This window comes from Polaribacter sp. ALD11 (assembly GCF_002831685.1).
In the GTDB taxonomy this organism is placed as follows: domain Bacteria; phylum Bacteroidota; class Bacteroidia; order Flavobacteriales; family Flavobacteriaceae; genus Polaribacter.
Map to the genome: position 1 here is coordinate 1,144,588 of NZ_CP025119.1, position 17,422 is coordinate 1,162,009.

Annotated in this window: 19 protein-coding genes; 14 read left to right on the forward strand and 5 right to left on the reverse strand. The window is 30.3% G+C overall.

The features are described from left to right. Positions 1 to 19: 19 nt before the first annotated feature. The 3 genes from fabV to CW731_RS05115 all read right to left on the reverse strand — a co-directional run bounded on the left by fabV (position 20) and on the right by CW731_RS05115 (position 3,305). Positions 20 to 1,207, reverse strand: a complete 1,188-nt coding sequence (gene fabV / locus CW731_RS05105) for an enoyl-ACP reductase FabV (protein ID WP_100945712.1) — start codon at positions 1,205 to 1,207, stop codon at positions 20 to 22. 131 nt (positions 1,208 to 1,338) lie between these two features. Beyond that, entirely contained in the window at positions 1,339 to 2,289 is a 951-nt protein-coding gene (locus CW731_RS05110) for a phosphoribosylaminoimidazolesuccinocarboxamide synthase (RefSeq protein WP_100945713.1), read from the reverse strand. 62 nt (positions 2,290 to 2,351) lie between these two features. After that, positions 2,352 to 3,305, reverse strand: a complete 954-nt coding sequence (locus CW731_RS05115; RefSeq protein ID WP_100945714.1) for a PhoH family protein — start codon at positions 3,303 to 3,305, stop codon at positions 2,352 to 2,354. Between the two features lie 129 nt (positions 3,306 to 3,434). Between CW731_RS05115 and CW731_RS05120 the strand changes: the two genes are divergently transcribed. From CW731_RS05120 to gldG, 5 genes are all read left to right on the forward strand, one after another. After that, positions 3,435 to 4,274, forward strand: coding sequence for an S-adenosyl-l-methionine hydroxide adenosyltransferase family protein (locus CW731_RS05120; protein WP_100945715.1), 840 nt, complete (start codon positions 3,435 to 3,437; stop codon positions 4,272 to 4,274). A gap of 23 nt (positions 4,275 to 4,297) precedes the next feature. Then, positions 4,298 to 4,594, forward strand: a complete 297-nt coding sequence (locus tag CW731_RS05125) for a putative quinol monooxygenase (protein WP_100945716.1) — start codon at positions 4,298 to 4,300, stop codon at positions 4,592 to 4,594. Positions 4,595 to 4,619: 25 nt separating this feature from the next. Next, positions 4,620 to 5,153, forward strand: coding sequence for a GNAT family N-acetyltransferase (locus CW731_RS05130; protein WP_100945717.1), 534 nt, complete (start codon positions 4,620 to 4,622; stop codon positions 5,151 to 5,153). Between the two features lie 175 nt (positions 5,154 to 5,328). Continuing rightward, complete coding sequence (gldF, locus tag CW731_RS05135) at positions 5,329 to 6,045, forward strand: gliding motility-associated ABC transporter permease subunit GldF (protein ID WP_100945718.1); 717 nt, start codon at positions 5,329 to 5,331, stop codon at positions 6,043 to 6,045. Next, complete coding sequence (gene gldG / locus CW731_RS05140; protein ID WP_100945719.1) at positions 6,038 to 7,684, forward strand: gliding motility-associated ABC transporter substrate-binding protein GldG; 1,647 nt, start codon at positions 6,038 to 6,040, stop codon at positions 7,682 to 7,684. The genes gldF and gldG overlap by 8 nt, the downstream gene beginning before the upstream one ends. 37 nt (positions 7,685 to 7,721) lie before the next feature. On the opposite strand, the gene CW731_RS05145 is transcribed toward gldG, so the two are convergent. Further along, positions 7,722 to 8,483, reverse strand: coding sequence for an NAD(P)H-binding protein (locus tag CW731_RS05145; protein ID WP_100945720.1), 762 nt, complete (start codon positions 8,481 to 8,483; stop codon positions 7,722 to 7,724). A 293-nt stretch (positions 8,484 to 8,776) separates the two neighbouring features. Here CW731_RS05145 and CW731_RS05150 point away from each other — a divergent pair, with 293 nt between their 5' ends. The 7 genes from CW731_RS05150 (at position 8,777) to CW731_RS05180 (ending at position 14,928) form a co-directional block, all read left to right on the forward strand. Then, positions 8,777 to 9,625, forward strand: coding sequence for a DUF2911 domain-containing protein (locus tag CW731_RS05150; RefSeq protein ID WP_100945721.1), 849 nt, complete (start codon positions 8,777 to 8,779; stop codon positions 9,623 to 9,625). A 114-nt stretch (positions 9,626 to 9,739) separates the two neighbouring features. Further along, complete coding sequence (locus tag CW731_RS05155) at positions 9,740 to 11,017, forward strand: chloride channel protein (protein WP_100945722.1); 1,278 nt, start codon at positions 9,740 to 9,742, stop codon at positions 11,015 to 11,017. A 182-nt stretch (positions 11,018 to 11,199) separates the two neighbouring features. Continuing rightward, complete coding sequence (locus tag CW731_RS05160; protein WP_100945723.1) at positions 11,200 to 11,847, forward strand: HPP family protein; 648 nt, start codon at positions 11,200 to 11,202, stop codon at positions 11,845 to 11,847. A 175-nt stretch (positions 11,848 to 12,022) separates the two neighbouring features. Beyond that, entirely contained in the window at positions 12,023 to 12,589 is a 567-nt protein-coding gene (locus CW731_RS05165; RefSeq protein WP_100945724.1) for an RNA polymerase sigma factor, read from the forward strand. After that, entirely contained in the window at positions 12,579 to 13,103 is a 525-nt protein-coding gene (locus CW731_RS05170) for a hypothetical protein (protein ID WP_100945725.1), read from the forward strand. Before CW731_RS05165 ends, CW731_RS05170 begins: the two co-directional genes overlap by 11 nt. After that, positions 13,087 to 14,160 carry a hypothetical protein gene (locus tag CW731_RS05175; protein WP_100945726.1) on the forward strand — a complete coding sequence of 358 codons (1,074 nt, stop codon included), beginning with the start codon at positions 13,087 to 13,089 and terminating at the stop codon, positions 14,158 to 14,160. Before CW731_RS05170 ends, CW731_RS05175 begins: the two co-directional genes overlap by 17 nt. 33 nt (positions 14,161 to 14,193) lie before the next feature. Beyond that, on the forward strand, positions 14,194 to 14,928 hold the full coding sequence (locus tag CW731_RS05180; protein ID WP_100945727.1) for a head GIN domain-containing protein: 735 nt from the start codon (positions 14,194 to 14,196) through the stop codon (positions 14,926 to 14,928). 137 nt (positions 14,929 to 15,065) lie between these two features. Here the strand turns inward: CW731_RS05180 and CW731_RS05185 are convergent, their stop codons facing one another. Further along, on the reverse strand, positions 15,066 to 16,241 hold the full coding sequence (locus CW731_RS05185; RefSeq protein ID WP_100945728.1) for a GlmU family protein: 1,176 nt from the start codon (positions 16,239 to 16,241) through the stop codon (positions 15,066 to 15,068). Between the two features lie 205 nt (positions 16,242 to 16,446). Between CW731_RS05185 and CW731_RS05190 the strand changes: the two genes are divergently transcribed. Further along, the gene (locus CW731_RS05190; protein ID WP_100945729.1) at positions 16,447 to 16,830 is read left to right on the forward strand and encodes a 6-phosphogluconate dehydrogenase; all 384 of its coding nucleotides are present in this window, start codon (positions 16,447 to 16,449) and stop codon (positions 16,828 to 16,830) included. Next, on the forward strand, positions 16,823 to 17,374 hold the full coding sequence (locus tag CW731_RS05195; RefSeq protein ID WP_100945730.1) for an acyl-CoA thioesterase: 552 nt from the start codon (positions 16,823 to 16,825) through the stop codon (positions 17,372 to 17,374). Before CW731_RS05190 ends, CW731_RS05195 begins: the two co-directional genes overlap by 8 nt. The last annotated feature ends 48 nt before the right edge of the window (positions 17,375 to 17,422 follow it).

The following is a 17,422-nucleotide window of genomic DNA, read 5'->3' on the forward strand; positions in this document are numbered from 1 at the left end:
GTCTCTATTATCTTAAAAATTACTTTTCACTAGGAATTTCAACTATTTCATTTACATCTTTATCATAATCTACACCAGGTACTTTAAAACCAAATAAGCTAAAAAACTCATCGCTATATCCTTGTAAATCTCCTATTTCTGGTAAATTTTCTGAAGTTGCTTTTTTCCAAAGTTCAGCAATTTCTGCTTGTACATCTTCACGCATTTCCCAGTCGTCTATTCTAATTCTTCCTTTTTCGTCTAGTGCTAAATCACCACCAAATAAGCGTTCGCTATACAAACGCTGAATTTGTTCGATACACCCTTCATGAATTCCTTTTGCTTTCATTATTTTATACAACAAAGAAATGTATAAAGGAATTACAGGAATTGCAGAACTTGCTTGTGTTACCAATGCTTTATTTACAGAAACAAAAGCTTTTCCACCGATCGATTTTAAATCATCTGTAATTGTAAAAGCGGTTGCTTCTAAATGGTCTTTTGCTGCACCAATTGTTCCGTTTCTGTAAACTGGTCTTGTTACCTCTGGGCCAATGTAAGAATATGCAACTGTTGTAGCGCCTTCAGAAAGTAAATTTTCAGCTTTTAAAGCATCCATCCACATTTTCCAATCTTCACCTCCCATTACTGTAATTGTATTTTCTACATCTTCTCCTTCAGCAGGGTTTATAGATATTTCTGATACTTTTCCTGTATGAAAATCTACTGTTTTATTGGTAAAAACTTCTCCAATTGGTTTTAAAACCGATTTGAATCTTTTTCCTGTGTTTGGGTGTGTTCTTACTGGCGATGCTAAACTGTAAATTACCAAATCAATCTGACCTAAATCTTCTTTAATTAAGTCTACAACTTGTTCTTTTATTTCATTTGAAAATGCATCTCCATTAATACTTTTTGCATACAAACCTTCTTTGTGCGCATGTTTTTCAAAAGCTGCTGTGTTGTAATAACCTGGAGAACCAGGTCTTCCTTCTGTTGCCGGTTTGTCAAAAAACACACCAATTGTTGCTGCATCTGAACCAAATGCACTTGTAATTCTCGATGCCAATCCGAAACCTGTAGAAGAGCCTAAAACTAACACTCTTTTAGCGCCTTCTATTTTTCCTTTCGATTTTATATAGTCTATTTGATTTATTACGTTTTGCTCACAACCTGTTGGATGCGATGTTAAACAAATAAATCCTCTTGTTCTTGGTTCTATAATCATGGTTGTTGGTTTTGTTCTCGATACAATTTTCCTTTTTAATTAAAAAATCATTTCGAGGTAATTATTATTAATTCTCGATTGCGCTCGAACAGACATTATCTATGTCTTTTCGAGCGCAATCGAGAGCTTTATTATTTAGAAGCTAAAAAAGAATTTACATTCTTTTCAATTCTATTCATTACATTTTGTGTAGCTGCTTTTACAAAAGCTTCGCCAGTAATTTGCTCGTATAATTCTATATATCTATTAGAAATTTCGATGACTTTCTCATCTGACATTTCGGGTATCTGTTGGTTGTCTTGTCCTTGAAATCCATTTTCTATCAACCATTGTCTTACAAATTCTTTAGACAATTGTTTTTGAGATTCTCCTTTGTCTTGTCTTTCTTGATATCCTTCCGCATAAAAGTAACGAGAAGAATCTGGCGTGTGAATTTCATCAATCAACACAATTTTCCCTTCTTTCGTTTTTCCGAATTCATACTTCGTATCCACTAAAATTAATCCACGAGAAGCTGCAATCTCTGTTCCTCTTTGAAATAATTTTCGAGTATACTCTTCTAAAACAATATAATCTTCTTCAGAAACAACTCCTTTAGACAAAATATCTTCACGCGTTATATCTTCATCATGATCGCCATTATCTGCTTTTGTAGATGGCGTTATTAAAGCTTCCGGAAATTTATCATTTTCCTTTAAACCTTCTGCCATTGCTACACCACATAAAACTCTTTTACCAAGTTTGTACTCTCTTGCAGCATGACCAGACATGTAACCTCTAATAACCATTTCTACTTTAAAGGGTTCGCATAAATGACCTACAGCTACATTCTCATCTGGATTTGCAAGTAACCAATTAGGAACAACATCTGCTGTTTCATTCATCATTTTTGTTGCAATCTGATTCAAAATCTGACCTTTAAACGGAATTTGGCGTGGTAAAATAACGTCGAAAGCAGACAATCTATCTGTTGCAACCATTACTAAAAGTTCGTCATTAATATTATAAACTTCTCTTACTTTACCTTTATAAACAGACTTCTGGTTAGGAAATTGAAAGTTAGTTTCGTTAATTGTATTCATTATTTGTTGTGTTGTTGTGAGCGCAAAAATAAACTAAAGACTAGTTATTAACAACTAAAAACTTATTCCGTTTCTATACGCTTATATGCACCAATAATTTTTCTCACTAATTTATGTCTTACCACATCTTTATCATCTAAATATACTTGTGCAATTCCATCAATATCTTTTAAAGCCAATAAAGATTCTTTTAAACCAGAAACTTGTTTTCTTGGTAAATCTATCTGTCCAGGATCTCCAGTAATAATAAATTTTGCACTTTTACCCATTCTGGTTAAAAACATCTTCATTTGATTGTGCGTTGTATTTTGTGCTTCATCTAAAATAACAAATGCGTTGTCTAAAGTTCTACCACGCATAAATGCCAAAGGTGCAATTTGAATAACGCCTTTTTCTATATGAGATTCTAATCTTTCATGCGGAATCATATCTCTTAATGCATCATATAATGGTTGCATATAAGGGTCTAGTTTTTCCTTTAAATCTCCAGGAAGAAATCCTAAGTTTTCTCCAGATTCTACCGCGGGTCTTGTTAAAATAATTTTCCGAACTTCTTTTTCTTTCAAAGCTTTTACAGCCAAAGCAACCGCAGTATATGTTTTACCCGTTCCTGCTGGTCCAACAGCAAACAACATATCGTTTTTCCCCATTAAAGTAACCATCTTACGCTGGTTTTCTGTTTGTGGTTTTATCAACTTCCCACCAACTCCATGCACTAAAATGTCTTTAATTTTTTTAGAAGCACTTGCTTTTTCTTCGTTACCGTTTGAAGTTAAAATGCGTTCAATACTATTATCGTCTAACTTATTATAACGATTGTAATATTTTATCAAACGCTCTAAACGAATTTCGAACTCATCTAAAAGATCAGGTTCTCCGTAAATTTTTAATTTAGAGCCGCGAGCAACAATTTTAATTTTAGGAAAATATTTTTTTATCTGCTCTATGGTGCTATTATGTGCTCCAAAAAAGTCGCTTGGGTTAATTTCTTCTAAGGCTATAATGCGTTCGTTCAAGTGTTTATTTTTTATAGGTTCTTATCTATTTTATTTCAATTAAAAATAGCGAATTAAATTTCAAAATTGATTAGATTTGCGTAAAATAATCAACAATTTTTCCACATTTAATTAATAGCTATAAAATTAATGTCTTTAATTACTTTAACCACAGATTTCGGAACGAAAGATCACTTTGTAGGTGCTGTAAAAGGAGCTATTTACTCTGAGCTTTCAGATGCAAGAATTGTAGATATTACACATGAAATCTCTCCGTTTAATATTACGGAAACTGCCTATATTTTAAAGAACTCTTATAAAAGTTTTCCTGAAGGAACTATACATATTGTTGGTGTAGATTCAGAATTAAGTGAAGACAATAAACACATTGCTTTAGAGTTAGATGGTCACTTTTTTGTATGTCCAGATAACGGCATCATCTCTATGATTGCTTTAGAAATTAAACCCACTAAAATTGTAGAAATTAACATTCATGACAGAGTAGAAAGTAGTTTTCCTGTGTTAGATGTTTTTGTGCAAGTAGCTTGTTTTATTGCGAGAGGTGGAAATTTAACTGTTATTGGAAAAGAAATTGAAGAATTTAAAACAAATGTTGAAATTCAACCAAAGGTAGATCACGAACAAAATCAAATAGCGGGTGGCATTGTTTATATTGATAATTATGGCAACGTAATTACCAACATTAGTAAAAAAATGTTTCATGAAGTTGGTAAAGGAAGAAACTTTAAAATAAACGCAAGAAAGCATTCTTTCTCTAAAATATTTACAAAATATAATGAAGTTGCTAGCAATAGTGCATACAGTCATCAACAATATGAAGGCCATAAATTAGCTTTATTTAATTCTGCAGAATTTTTAGAAATAGCCATTTATAGAAGTAATTTAGACACCGTTGGTGGTGCTTCTTCTTTGCTTGGTTTAGCATATAGAGACACCGTTACTGTTGATTTTATTAACGAACCTGAATAAAAACTTAACCTTTAAATGAAAGCATGTTTGTAAGAATTGTAAAGATGAGTTTTCATCTAGAACACATCGCAACTTTTGAATCGATTTTTGAAGAAAAAAAACAATTTATTAGAGCCTCTAAAGGTTGTAATTTATTAGAACTGTATCAAGACAAAAATAATCCTGAAATATTTTTCACTTATTCATACTGGGAAACACCGCAAGATTTAGAAAATTATAGAAACTCTGAGCTTTTTACAACTGTTTGGGCAAAAACAAAAGCTTTATTTAATGATAAGCCAGAAGCTTGGAGCGTTGATAAAAAAGTGAGTTTACAATAAAAATATAGCAAAATAATATATAAAGATGGATTTCGATTTTACTACTTTTCCTGTTTTAGAAACAGAAAGATTAACCTTAAGAGCGTTAAACTTAGAGGACACAAAAGCAATTTTTGGCTTAAGAACAAACAAAGAAGTTAATGAATTTATTGATAGAAAAACACCAAAAAATCTTTCTGAGGCAAGAGCTTTTATTGATCTTATTTCTAATCAAGCCGCAAACAATAAAGGTGTTTTTTGGGTAATCGAAGCAAAAAATAATCATCAATTACTTGGAACTATTGGTTTGCGTAATTTTGAAGATGAAGAAGATTATGCAGAAATTGGGTATGAAATACACCCAGATTACCAAGATAGAGGTTATATGAGTGAAGCTTTTAAAGAAATTTTAAAGTTCGGTTTTAAAGAAATGAACTTAAAAACCTTTGAAGCTTTTACACACAAGAATAATAATGCTTCTAAAGCGTTATTAGAGAAACATAGTTTTGTTTTTCAACCAGAAAGAACAGATGAAGGTTTTGTAAATAATGTAATTTATAAACTTACAGGTAATAATTAAAGAACTACTTAAAAGTAGTCGGAAATTAAAATTTTAGTTATCGACTACTCTTACCTAAACAAATTCTTTATCTATTTAGAGAACGATTTTTTTCTTAGATGATTGAGAAATCTTTGAAAGAGCATTTTAATTTACAAATAATTCTCAATAAAAATAAAGGCATAAACAATACATATTGATAGCAATATTAAAAAAAGAATTCAACTCGTTTTTTGCAAGCCCGATTGCATATCTAGTAATTGGTGTTTTCTTACTGATTAACGGTTTGTTTTTATGGTTCTTTAAAGATGATTTCAATATTTTAAATGCTGGTTTCGCAGATTTGAATCCGTTTTTCTTTTTAGCGCCTTGGCTGTTTTTATTTTTGATTCCGGCCATTACCATGAAAAGTTTTGCTGATGAGTTTAACAACGGAACTATCGAACTTCTAATGACAAAACCAATTTCTAATTGGCAAATAGTTTTAGGAAAATTCTCGGCTTCCCTCCTATTAGTTGTTGTTGCTTTAATACCCACTTTAACGTATGTTTATACCGTTTATCAATTAGGTAACCCGATTGGTAATATAGATTTTGGTACTACAATTGGTTCTTACATTGGTTTATTATTTTTAGCAGCAACTTATACTGCTATTGGTTTATTTACTTCAACATTGTCTAAAAACCAGATTGTTGCTTTTATTTTAAGCATTTTTATCACCTTTATATTATTCTTTGGTTTTGATGCTATTGCAAATTCAATAGATAATAATTTAACAATTCAAAAACTAGGAATAAACGAACACTTTAAAAGTATTTCTCGCGGAGTTATAGATACAAGAGATCTTATTTACTTTATAAGCGTTACTTTTTTCTTTTTATTCATCACTAAAACACGTTTAGAAAATGAATAAAAAAATAAAAAACACTACCATTTTAGTTATTATTCTGATTGCCTTAAACATAGCGAATCAATCTTTTTACAAACGTTTCGATTTAACCGAAGACAAACGTTACACACTTTCTGAAACCACAAAAAATATTATTTCTAAGATTGATGAAAATTTATTTGTAACTGTTTATTTAGAAGGCGATTTTCCTTCAGAATTTAAAAGATTACAAATAGAAACACGTCAATATTTAGAAGAATTAGCAGCAGAAAATCCGAAGATAAAAATCAATTTCAAAAACCCAGACAATCAACGAGAAGTACTGATTAAAAAAGGAATGATGCCTAGTCAATTAACTGTTGAAGAAGACGGTAAATTGTCTGAAGCAATTATTTTTCCATGGGCAGAAATAAATTACGGTAAAAAAACAGCCGTTATTTCTTTGTTGCCAACTTCTATTGTTGCATCTCAAGAAGAACAATTACAAAAAGCGATTGAAAACTTAGAATATAGCTTTTCGAATGCAATACATTCCGTCTACCAAAAACGACGTAAAAAAATAGCAATACTTACTGGAAACGGAGAATTAGAAGACATTTATCAATATAGTTTTTTAAGTGAAGTTGCTAAAAAATATAGATTAGCAAAATTTACGTTAGATTCTGTTACTATAGACGCTGCGCAAACCTTAGATGATTTGTCTCATTTAGATTTGGCAATTATTACAAAACCTACAGAAAAATTTACAGAGAAAGAGAAGTTTGTTTTAGATCAGTTTATAGCAAATGGTGGTAAAACTTTATGGATGCTAGACAATGTACAAGCAGACCAAGATAGTTTAGGAAATACTGGTAAAATGTTGGCATATCCTAGAGATTTAAATCTTACCGACCTATTATTTACATACGGCGTTCGTATAAATACCAGCTTAATTAAAGATTTATATGCAGCTCAAATACCTGTTGCAACTGGGCAAATAGCAAACCAACCTCAATTTAAAAATTTAGATTGGTTTTACCATCCTTTAGTGAACGGAAATCCGAATCATGCAATTACAAAAAACGTTTCTCCTGTAAGATTACAATTTGCGAATCAGATTGATACTTTAAAAAATAACATCAAAAAAACACCTTTATTAGTCAGTTCTTTATTAACGCAAAAAGTTGGAACGCCTAAAATTATAGCACTACAATCTATTGCAGAAGAAGTTGTTGAAAAAGATTATAATAACGGACATCAGTTATTTGCTGTTTTGCTAGAAGGCGAATTTAATTCAGCATATAAAAACCGTGTACGCCCCTTTGAAACACCACTTTTTAGAGAACATTCAACAAAAAATAAAATGATTATTATTGCTGATGGTGATGTTGGAAAAAATCAACTATTAAAAGAACAGCCCTACGATTTGGCGAAGGATAAATGGACGAATCAGCAGTTTGGAAATAAGGACTTTTTACTAAATGCTGTAGATTATTTATTAGACGATTCTGGCTTAATTAACCTAAGAAACAAGTCTTTACAAATAAAAACATTAGACAAACAAAAAGCGTTTAAAGAGCGTACCTTTTGGCAGTTTTTAAATGTAATTTTACCGCTTATTTTATTATTTGTCTTTGGCTTTATTTTTAATTATTTAAGAAAACGAAAGTATAGCAGGCTATAACACAAATATTTGTGGGGTTATAAAAATATCTGTAACTCTAAAACTCTAGCAAATTATCATAAATAAAAGTATAGTCTAAAACATTCTGAAGTTTATCCGAAGAAATTATTTTCCATTCATAAACCTCATCTTCCTCAAACTCTGGCGCCTTAAAATCGCTACTTAATTTTGCAAGTGTATAAAATTCTCTTCTAGTTGGGTGATGATTAGAACAAGCATTAAAAGTTGTATTCCAACAATTCTGAGCAATTACTTCATGTATAATTTCGATACAATCTTCTCGGTGAATCATATTTACAAAACCGTTTGGTTGTGGTATTTTTCGTCCGTTTTGAAACCAATTCGCAGGATGTCTATCGCCACCAAACAAACCAGAAAAACGAATAATAGTCGTTTCGAAAAAAGTGTTTTCTCTAAATAAATTTTCAATTTCTGTAAGTGGATTTTTTAAAACGGCATCTTCTTCCGTCATTACTTTATTAATTCTAGGGTATACAGAAGTAGAACTAATAAAAATTACTTTTTGCACAGAAGATTCTTGAATCTGAGCAATTAGACTTTCAAAACCATCTACATCTTTAGAAGTAATAGCAATTATTAAAATATCTGTATCTAAAAAAACATCAAACTCTTCAAATTCAGAAATATCTACCAAATGCGTTTCAATACCCAAAGCTTGTAAAATATTTACTTTTTCTTCCGAAGTTGTAGATCCTTTTACCCAAAAACCATCTTCTAACAATGATGTTGCTAATGGTTTCCCTAACCAACCACAACCTAAAACACTAACATTTTTCAATTTAAAATATTTAAAAATTAACAATTTGCCTTACTCAAGCATCTTTTTCTTTTATTAAGTTTCACTAAAACATAAATAATTATTGGAACAATTAAAAAACAACTTTGCTATCCGTACTATTAATGCTTGTTATTGTTACCGGTTCACAGAAAATTAAAGAAAAGCTTTCTATAAATTCTGAATTATTTTATGAAGTAATACACAAAGATACATCTCTTTATTTTAAGATATTGTTAACATTTACCGTTTTATGAAATTGTAATTTTGAATAATTAAAACTAAATCAATTTACCATGAAAAAAATAATATTAAGTTTATTTGTACTTGCTACGACGCTTGCAACAAGCGCACAAATTGAAACACCAGCACCAAGTCCGTCTCAAAAAACAACACAAAAAGTTGGTTTAACAGACGTAACTTTAGAATATTCTAGACCAAGTCTAAAAGGGCGAAAAATATTTGGTGGTTTAGAAGATTTTGGAAAAGTTTGGAGAACTGGAGCAAACGAAAACACTAAATTAACTTTCTCTACCGACTTTATGGTTAACGGAAGTAAATTAAAAAAAGGATCTTATGCTTTGTATACAATTCCTGGTGAAAAAACATGGGATATCATTTTATACTCAGATGCTACAAATTGGGGAAATCCAGCGAAGTGGGACGAATCTAAAGTTGCTGCTAAAGTAAATGTGGAAGCACAAGATATGCCTATGAGTATTGAAACTTTTACAATTACTTTTGACGATCTAACGAACAATTCTGCTGTTTTAGGAATCATGTGGGAAAACACGTATGTTGGTTTAAAGTTTGAAACACCAACGGAAGAAATGGTTTCTAGTAATATCGAAAAAATAATGAATGGACCAACTGCAAATGATATGTACGGTGCAGCTGTTTATTATTTACAAGCAAATAAAGATATTAATAAAGCACAAACTTGGATTGATAAAGCAGTAGCAATGACTGCTGATGCTCCTAAATTTTGGTTTTTAAGACAGCAATCTTTAATTCATGCAAAAGCAGGAAAAACAAGAAGTGCAATTGCTGCTGCAAAAGCTTCTTTAAAATATGCTGAAATTGCAAAGAATGATGGTTATATAAAAATGAATAAAGCTTCTTTAAAAGAATGGGGAGCAATGTAATCTTCATTTTATTTAAAATATTAAAAATCTCTAGTGAAAGCTTGAGATTTTTTTGTTTCTATACTATTTTCATCTAATTTTGCCTTTTACTTTATACTAAAAACCGCATAAGAAGTGAAACTTAAAAGGAGAAGAAAACTAGTCTCATATTCTAATATCTTAGATCAACCAATAAATTTTAATCCGTTTGTTTTTAATCGTACTTTTTTACTTTGGGTCATCGTTGGTTTAGTAGGTGGAGTAATTGCAGGTATTTATTGGATTGTCTTAGAGTTTTTAATTCATAAAATTGCATTTTTTGATGGCTGGTTGGTAATTCCTGTAATGTCTATATGCGGTTTACTAGCAGGGTTAATAATTCATTTTATTGGAGATCCAGGAGAGATTCATTTAATTGTTGATAATATTCGTTTTAATAAAGGAAAATTAGATCCAAAGAACAATCCTTCTATGATACTTTCTTCTTTACTATGTGTTGCATCTGGAGGAAGTCTTGGTCCTGAAGCGCCATTAGTTCAAGTAACAGGTTCTACAGGTACTTGGTTAGGAAAAATATTTAGATTAAAAGGAGAAGAGTTGCGCTCTTTAAGTATTGCTGGTATGGCTTCTGGTTTTACAGCGCTGTTTGGCGCTCCATTAGGTGGTAGTTTGTTTTCATTAGAAATACTGCATCATAAACACGCAGTAGAATATTACAAAGCTATAATTCCTGCATTAGTGGCTAGTTGTTTTAGTTATATTGTTTTTGCTTTAATAATGCATTTAGGATTAGGAGCCGTTTGGGAGCTACCAACCTATCAATATTCTGGAACTTTTGATTTTGGTTTGGCCGTTTTATTAGCAATAGTTGCCACCATTGTTGGTTGGATATTTATTTATTGTACAAAATTCTTAAAATCTATTTTCGCGAAAATTAAAACAGCCATTTATATTAAGACCTTAATTGGCGGAATTGTTCTTGGTGTAATCTCTTATTACTTTCCTTTAACAAGGTATTTTGGTCACGAAGAAATTAACTCTTTATTAAATATTGATATCTCTATAAAGGGATTAGTTTTAATATTAGTTTTTAAAATTTTAGCAATTTCAGTGACAGTAACTTCAGGTTGGCGAGGTGGTTTTATAATTCCTTTATTTTTTATTGGCACAACACTTGGCTTAATTATTCATCATTTCTTCCCTTCAATAAATCTATCTTTAGCAATAATTAGCTGTATGGCAGGTATAAATGCTTGCGTAACAAGAACACCAATGAGCACAACTATTTTGTTAGCAACATTAACCGGTTTTTCATATTTTATACCCATTTTATTTGCAAGTTTAACAGGTTATTTTCTAGCTCCAAAAATGCCTTTTATTGGCTCTCAAATGGACAAAACAGAATCTCGATAGAAGAAACAAAATTAAATACTCCTAATTTAAAAAAGAAACAACCCTATTTTATTAAAATTGATAATTAAGTTACGTAATATCATCATCCTTTTTTGTTATTCACAAATAATATTGAAACCTTTATTTTACATACATTTTAAGCTAACTTTGCCTGCTATTTGTTAACTGTAAAGAAAAAATAAATGGTAAAAAAGAATCTAAAAAGAAGCTACCGAATTACTAAATATGTAATTTACAAAGAAACTTTAGTTGATTTTAAAGAAAAATTTTGGTCTTTTCTTGGTGCTTTTATTGGTATAGGAATTATTGCTTTTATTCAATCTTTATCTTTACCCAAAATAGAAAACATTTTCTTAATAGGTTCATTTGGCGCCTCTAGTGTTTTAATATATGGCGCAATACAGAGCCCATTAGCACAACCAAGAAATTTTATTGGTGGCCACGTTTTGTCTGCTTTCGTAGGTGTTACTGTTTTAAAGCTTTGTCCGGATATTATTTGGCTATCTGCACCTCTAGCAGTTTCTATCTCTATTATTGTAATGCAATACACAAAAACACTTCATCCACCAGGAGGAGCTACTGCTTTAATCCCCATTATTGGATCAGAAAAAATTACTTCTTTAGGTTATTATTATGTTTTTTCTCCTGTTTTAACAGGTGTTTTAATCTTACTTGTTATCGCACTTATTTTTAACAATATGACTAAAAACAGAACCTATCCAACAAATAATACTTTTACTAGAAAATTTAAAACAAAAAAACATCTCGCTAAAATACTTGTTAAATTCGGGATGAAAGAAGCTACAGAAAAAGCTATTAAGGACAGCTAGATTGTAATAAATAAACCAAGACCCATTCATACAAAATATTTTTCTAAATGACATAGAACTTCATTATAACTTAAGAATTAATTCAATAAAAAATTCTATTTAAAAAGTTTACTTTTATTTCTTTAAAACTGTCACAAATTAAAAACAAATTTGTCTCTAGAATAGAAACGTTTTATTGGAAACCAACCAACCACATATAACCAACCTTTTAGAACGCTGCAAAAAACAAGATAAAAATGCGCAGCTAGAATTGTACAAATGCTACTATAAAGCAATGTACAATGTGGCATATCGTATTTTAAAAGATGAATTTGAAGCTGAAGACCTAATGCAAGAAGCCTTTTTAACGGTTTTTACAAAAATGCAAATGTATAAAGGTGAAGTTACTTTTGGTGCGTGGTTAAAAAGAATAGTTATTAATAAAAGTTTAACGCAATTAAAGAAAAATAATAGATATCTAGATGTTAAAATGGAAGTAGTTCCGTATGATGAAGTTGAAGATGAAGCGATTGATTATAGAGGTTTAAAAGGGAGCGCTGTTTTAAAGTGTTTACAAGGTTTAAAAGAAAATTATAGAATTGTTTTAAACTTACACTTAATTGAAGGGTATGATTATGAAGAAATTTCTCAAATTTTAGACTATACAAATGAAAATGTAAGAACAACCGTTTCTAGAGCAAAAAAGAAATTAAAGCAAGTTTTACTTGCAGATAATATACAAACGCAAATTTATGGAAGATAAATTACAACAGTTTTTTTCTGAAAATGAATTCGATTTTAAAGAACCTCACATAGGACATTTAGAGCGTTTCGAACGCAAATTAAACACACCAAAACAACAAAAGAAAACATCTTGGAAATGGTTAAGTGTTGCTGCCTCTGTCGTTTTAATTTTTGGCTTCTGGCTGGGTAGTAATCATCAGGAAAGACAAGTAGATTTAGCTGATATTTCTCCTAAAATGGAAGAAGTTCAGAACTATTTTATTTCTACCATTCATCAAGAAATTAAAACTTTAGAGAAAAACAGAAGTTTAGAAACAGAATCTATTATAGAGGATGCTTTAGAAGAGCTAGAAGAATTAGAAGATAATTACAAAGTTTTTGTAAAAGAGCTTACTAAAAATGGTAAACACAGAAGAATAATTAGTGCCATGATTAAAAATTATCAAAGACGTTTAGAAATTTTAGAAAACACTTTAAAACAGATAGACAAAATTAAGAACCCTAATACAATACAAAATGAGACTTATATATAAAATTACATTTTTATTACTCTTAACTCCTTTAATTACAAAGGCAAATACTGGTGATAAAAACCATGAGAAAACAAAAACTATAAAAAAAGAATATTCCGTAAATTCTGATGCCACTGTTGCATTAAATAATAAATACGGTGATTTAAACATTACAACTTGGAACAAGAATCGTGTAGAAATTGAAGTAATAATTACTGTAAAAGGAGACGATTTAGATGATGTTGAAGCCAAATTAAATGCTATTAGAATTGAATTTAACGCAAATAACTCTTTGGTAGCAGCAGAAACTGTTATTGGCGAAAAGAAAAGTAATTGGTCTTGGTGGGGAAAAAGTAAAAACACCAATTACAAGATAAATTACATTGTTAAAATGCCAAAGACAAATGCTGTCAATTTAAATAATGATTATGGTAGTATTTATCTGGGCAATCTGTCTGGAAAAGCAGCCATTAATTGTGATTATGGTAAGATTTCTATTGGTGAATTGTCTGCAATTAATAATGAAATAAATTTAGATTATTGCTCTTCTTCTTCTATCGTTTCAATGAAAAGTGGGAGTATAAATGTTGATTATTCAAAATTGACAATTGATAACTCTGAAAACATAAAATTAAACGCAGATTATTCAACCGTGAAGTTTGACAAAGCTGGTAATTTAGATTATAATTTAGATTATGGCGCTATTACTATAAACGATGCTGAAAGCATTCATGGAAACTCAGATTATGTAACATTGCGTTTTGGAACTGTTAGAAAAAAATTAATTATAGACTCAGAATATGGTTCTATTACTATAAAAAAATTAATGAATGGTTTTGAGAAGGTTGATATTACGGGGCAATATACTGGAATAAAAATTGGTGTGGAAAACGAAATTTCCTTCAATTTTGAAATCGACTTACAATACAGTAGTTTTAAAAGAGATGATGATAAAGTTGAACTTTTTAAAAGTATTACAAAATCTACAAAAAAATATTATAAAGGAATCTACGGACAAGGAAAAACAAATTCAATACTGAACATAAATTCTCAATACGGAAGTGTTAGAATTGAATAAAATTAAAAAAAATCAACCAAAAACTAAAAAATAATGACCAAAAAAATACTTTTAGCTACTTTATTATGTACACTTCCTTTCTCTGTTAATGCACAAGATTGGTTCGGAAGCACTAAAAAAATTAAGGGAAACGGAAATGTAATTACTGTAAATAGAACAACTGATGATTATCGTGGTATTGCTGTTGGTGGTTCTTTTGATCTAATTCTTGTAAAAGGAACGGAAGGAAAAATTACTATTGAAGGAGAAGAAAATATTATTCCTTTTATTGAAACAGAAATTAGCGATAGAATCTTAAAGATAAAATACAAAAAAAACACAAACATTAGAACTACTAAAAAATTAACGGTTACCGTGACTTTTGAAACTATTGAAAGTGTTGCTTTAGCTGGTTCAGGAAATATTTCTAGTAAAGAAATTATAAAAGCAGCAGATCTAAATATAAGTCTAGGTGGATCTGGAAATATTGATTTAAAAATAGATTCAGATACTGTTAGCACAAACATTGGGGGTTCTGGTACTATTGAATTAAAAGGAAACACAAATGAATTAAAATGCTCTATAGCTGGTTCTGGAAGTATTGAAGCTTATAATTTAACCACAGATGAAATAAATGCAAACATTGCTGGCTCTGGAAGTATAAAAACGACTGTTAAAAATAAAATTAAAGCAAAATTAGTAGGTTCTGGAAGCATTTACTACAAAGGAAATCCGAAACATGTAGACAGTAAATCTCTGGGCTCTGGAAATGTCGTTGAAAGAAATTAGAGAATTTTATTCCCTAAAAAACAGGGTTAATAAACTCAGAGTCTATTAAACTAAAAACCGTAAAATGAACTTCATTTTACGGTTTTCTATCTTCTGCCCTCTAGTCTAAAAACCGAACAGTCTAAAATTAAAGAAATTTAATAATTACGATACTGTTTCGTTTCTTCAAAGACATGATCTAGAATTCTTTGATCTATTTCGTCAAAAGGTAAACTTTTGCGTTTCATAACTGCAGTGGCAACTTCAGATACTTTTTTCATTTGAAAGGTTGTAAAACCAGATGCTCCACCCCAACTAAAAGAAGGAATAAAATTTCTTGGAAAACCTGTTCCAAAAACATTTGTACTTACACCAATTACAGTTCCTGTATTAAACATGGTGTTTATTCCGCATTTAGAATGATCTCCCATCATCAAACCACAGAATTGTAATCCGGTTTTTGCAAAACGCCCTGTTTCATAATCCCACAACTTCACTTCTGCATAATTATTTTTTAAGTTCGAATTATTTGTATCAGCTCCTAAATTACACCATTCACCTAAAACAGAATTCCCTAAATACCCATCATGCCCTTTACTTGTGTTTCCAAATAAAACCGAATTATTAATTTCACCTCCAACTTTACAATAAGGTCCTAAAGTGGTGTCTCCATAAATTTTAGTACCCATTTTTACAACAGCATGATCTCCCATAGAAAATGGACCTCTAATTGAAGAATTTTCCATAATTAAAGCATCTTTGCCAATATAAATTGGTCCATTAGAAGCATTTAAAGTAGCAAATACAATTTCTGCGCCTTCTTCAATAAAAATATTTTCTTTATTTAAAACCCTAACTCCTTCTGGTATTGGTTCAGAAGTTCTTCCTTCCGTAATCAAATCAAAATCTTGTTGAATTGCTTTTCCGTTGTGCGTAAAAATATCCCAAGTATTTTTTAGTTGAATCAGTTCTTCTTCAAATTCAATTTGAGAATAATCATCAAAATTCACTTCTTCTTGGCTATCGGTTGTGTAAAATGCAATTACATCTTCGCCTTTAAAAATAGCTTCATTTTTAGAAATATTTTTTACTTTTTCAACCAAAGATTCTGTAGGACAAAAAGAAGCATTTATTAAAATATTTTCTTCCATTTCTACCATCGGGTATTTCTCCTCTAAATATTCCTCGGTAACCGTTGTTGTAGTTAAACCCAAATATTTTTCCCATTTCTCTCTAATGGTTAAAATTCCTATTCGAATATCTGCAACCGGTCTTGTATAAGTAAATGGTAATAATGACTGTCTAACATCACTATCAAATAAAATATAATTCATTGTGTGCTTTTTTAAAAGTGCACAAATTTACTTTAAAATGCTCGTAAAAAAATTATTTCCTTTAATTATTTATAAAATACTGACTTCAAATATCGTTTTAAAGTATCCTTTTTTAAAGTATAAATAGCTTTATTAAAATAATTGAAAATATAAAAATGCTAAATAATTCCACATTTACTTGAAATTAGATTTGTATTTTTGAAAAATGAAAAAAATTATAGGAGTTTTAATTGGCACAACAATTATACTAACCGTTTTGTATTATCTTTTTATTTACTTTGTAACCTATAGTACAGGTGTTAGATCTGGCGAGTTGATAAAAATTAGTAGAAAAGGTGTTCTTGTTAAAACTTGGGAAGGAGAAATTAGTCAAGGAATTTCCGGGGCACAAATTTTCACATTCTCAGTCGAAGAAAAAAATAAAAAAGTAATTGAAAACTTACAAAAGTACCAAGGCAGCTATGTAAAACTCTCTTACAAAGAACGGTATGCAACTTTCTTTTGGTTAGGAGATACCAAATATTTTATTACTGAAGTAGCACAAGAAGATTCGCCACATTTTAGAAGTAAAAACCTTACAAATGATTAAAAAATTTAAAAGTATTAAAGAGTCTCAATTAACAATTACAGAGTTAATGCTGCCTTCACATTCTAATTTTAGTGGAAAAATTCATGGTGGACATATTTTAAACCTGATGGATCAAATAGCATTTGCTTGCGCTTCTAAGCATTCTAGCAACTATTGTGTTACCGCTTCTGTAAACAAAGTAGATTTTTTGAATCCGATTGAGGTTGGCGAACTCTTAACCTTAAAAGCTTCGATAAATTACACCGGTAGAACCTCTATGGTTGTTGGTTTACGTGTAGATTCTGAAAACATTAGAACAGGAGAAACAAAACATTGTAATTCTTCTTATTTTACAATGGTGTCTAAAGATGATAACGGAAAAAGCACGCCTATTCCTGGAATTATTTTAACTTCTAAAGATGAAATAAGACGATATGCAAGGTCTATTACGAGACAGAATGAAGGTAGACACAGAACCTCAAGATTTAGTAGCAAAGTATTTAAAGTAGAAGATTACATGCACCTTTTAGAAGATAGTAATTCTAAGATTGAAATGAAGAAATAATTTTTCCTCAGACGTTATATCAGTATGCTGCTAATAAACAACACTAAA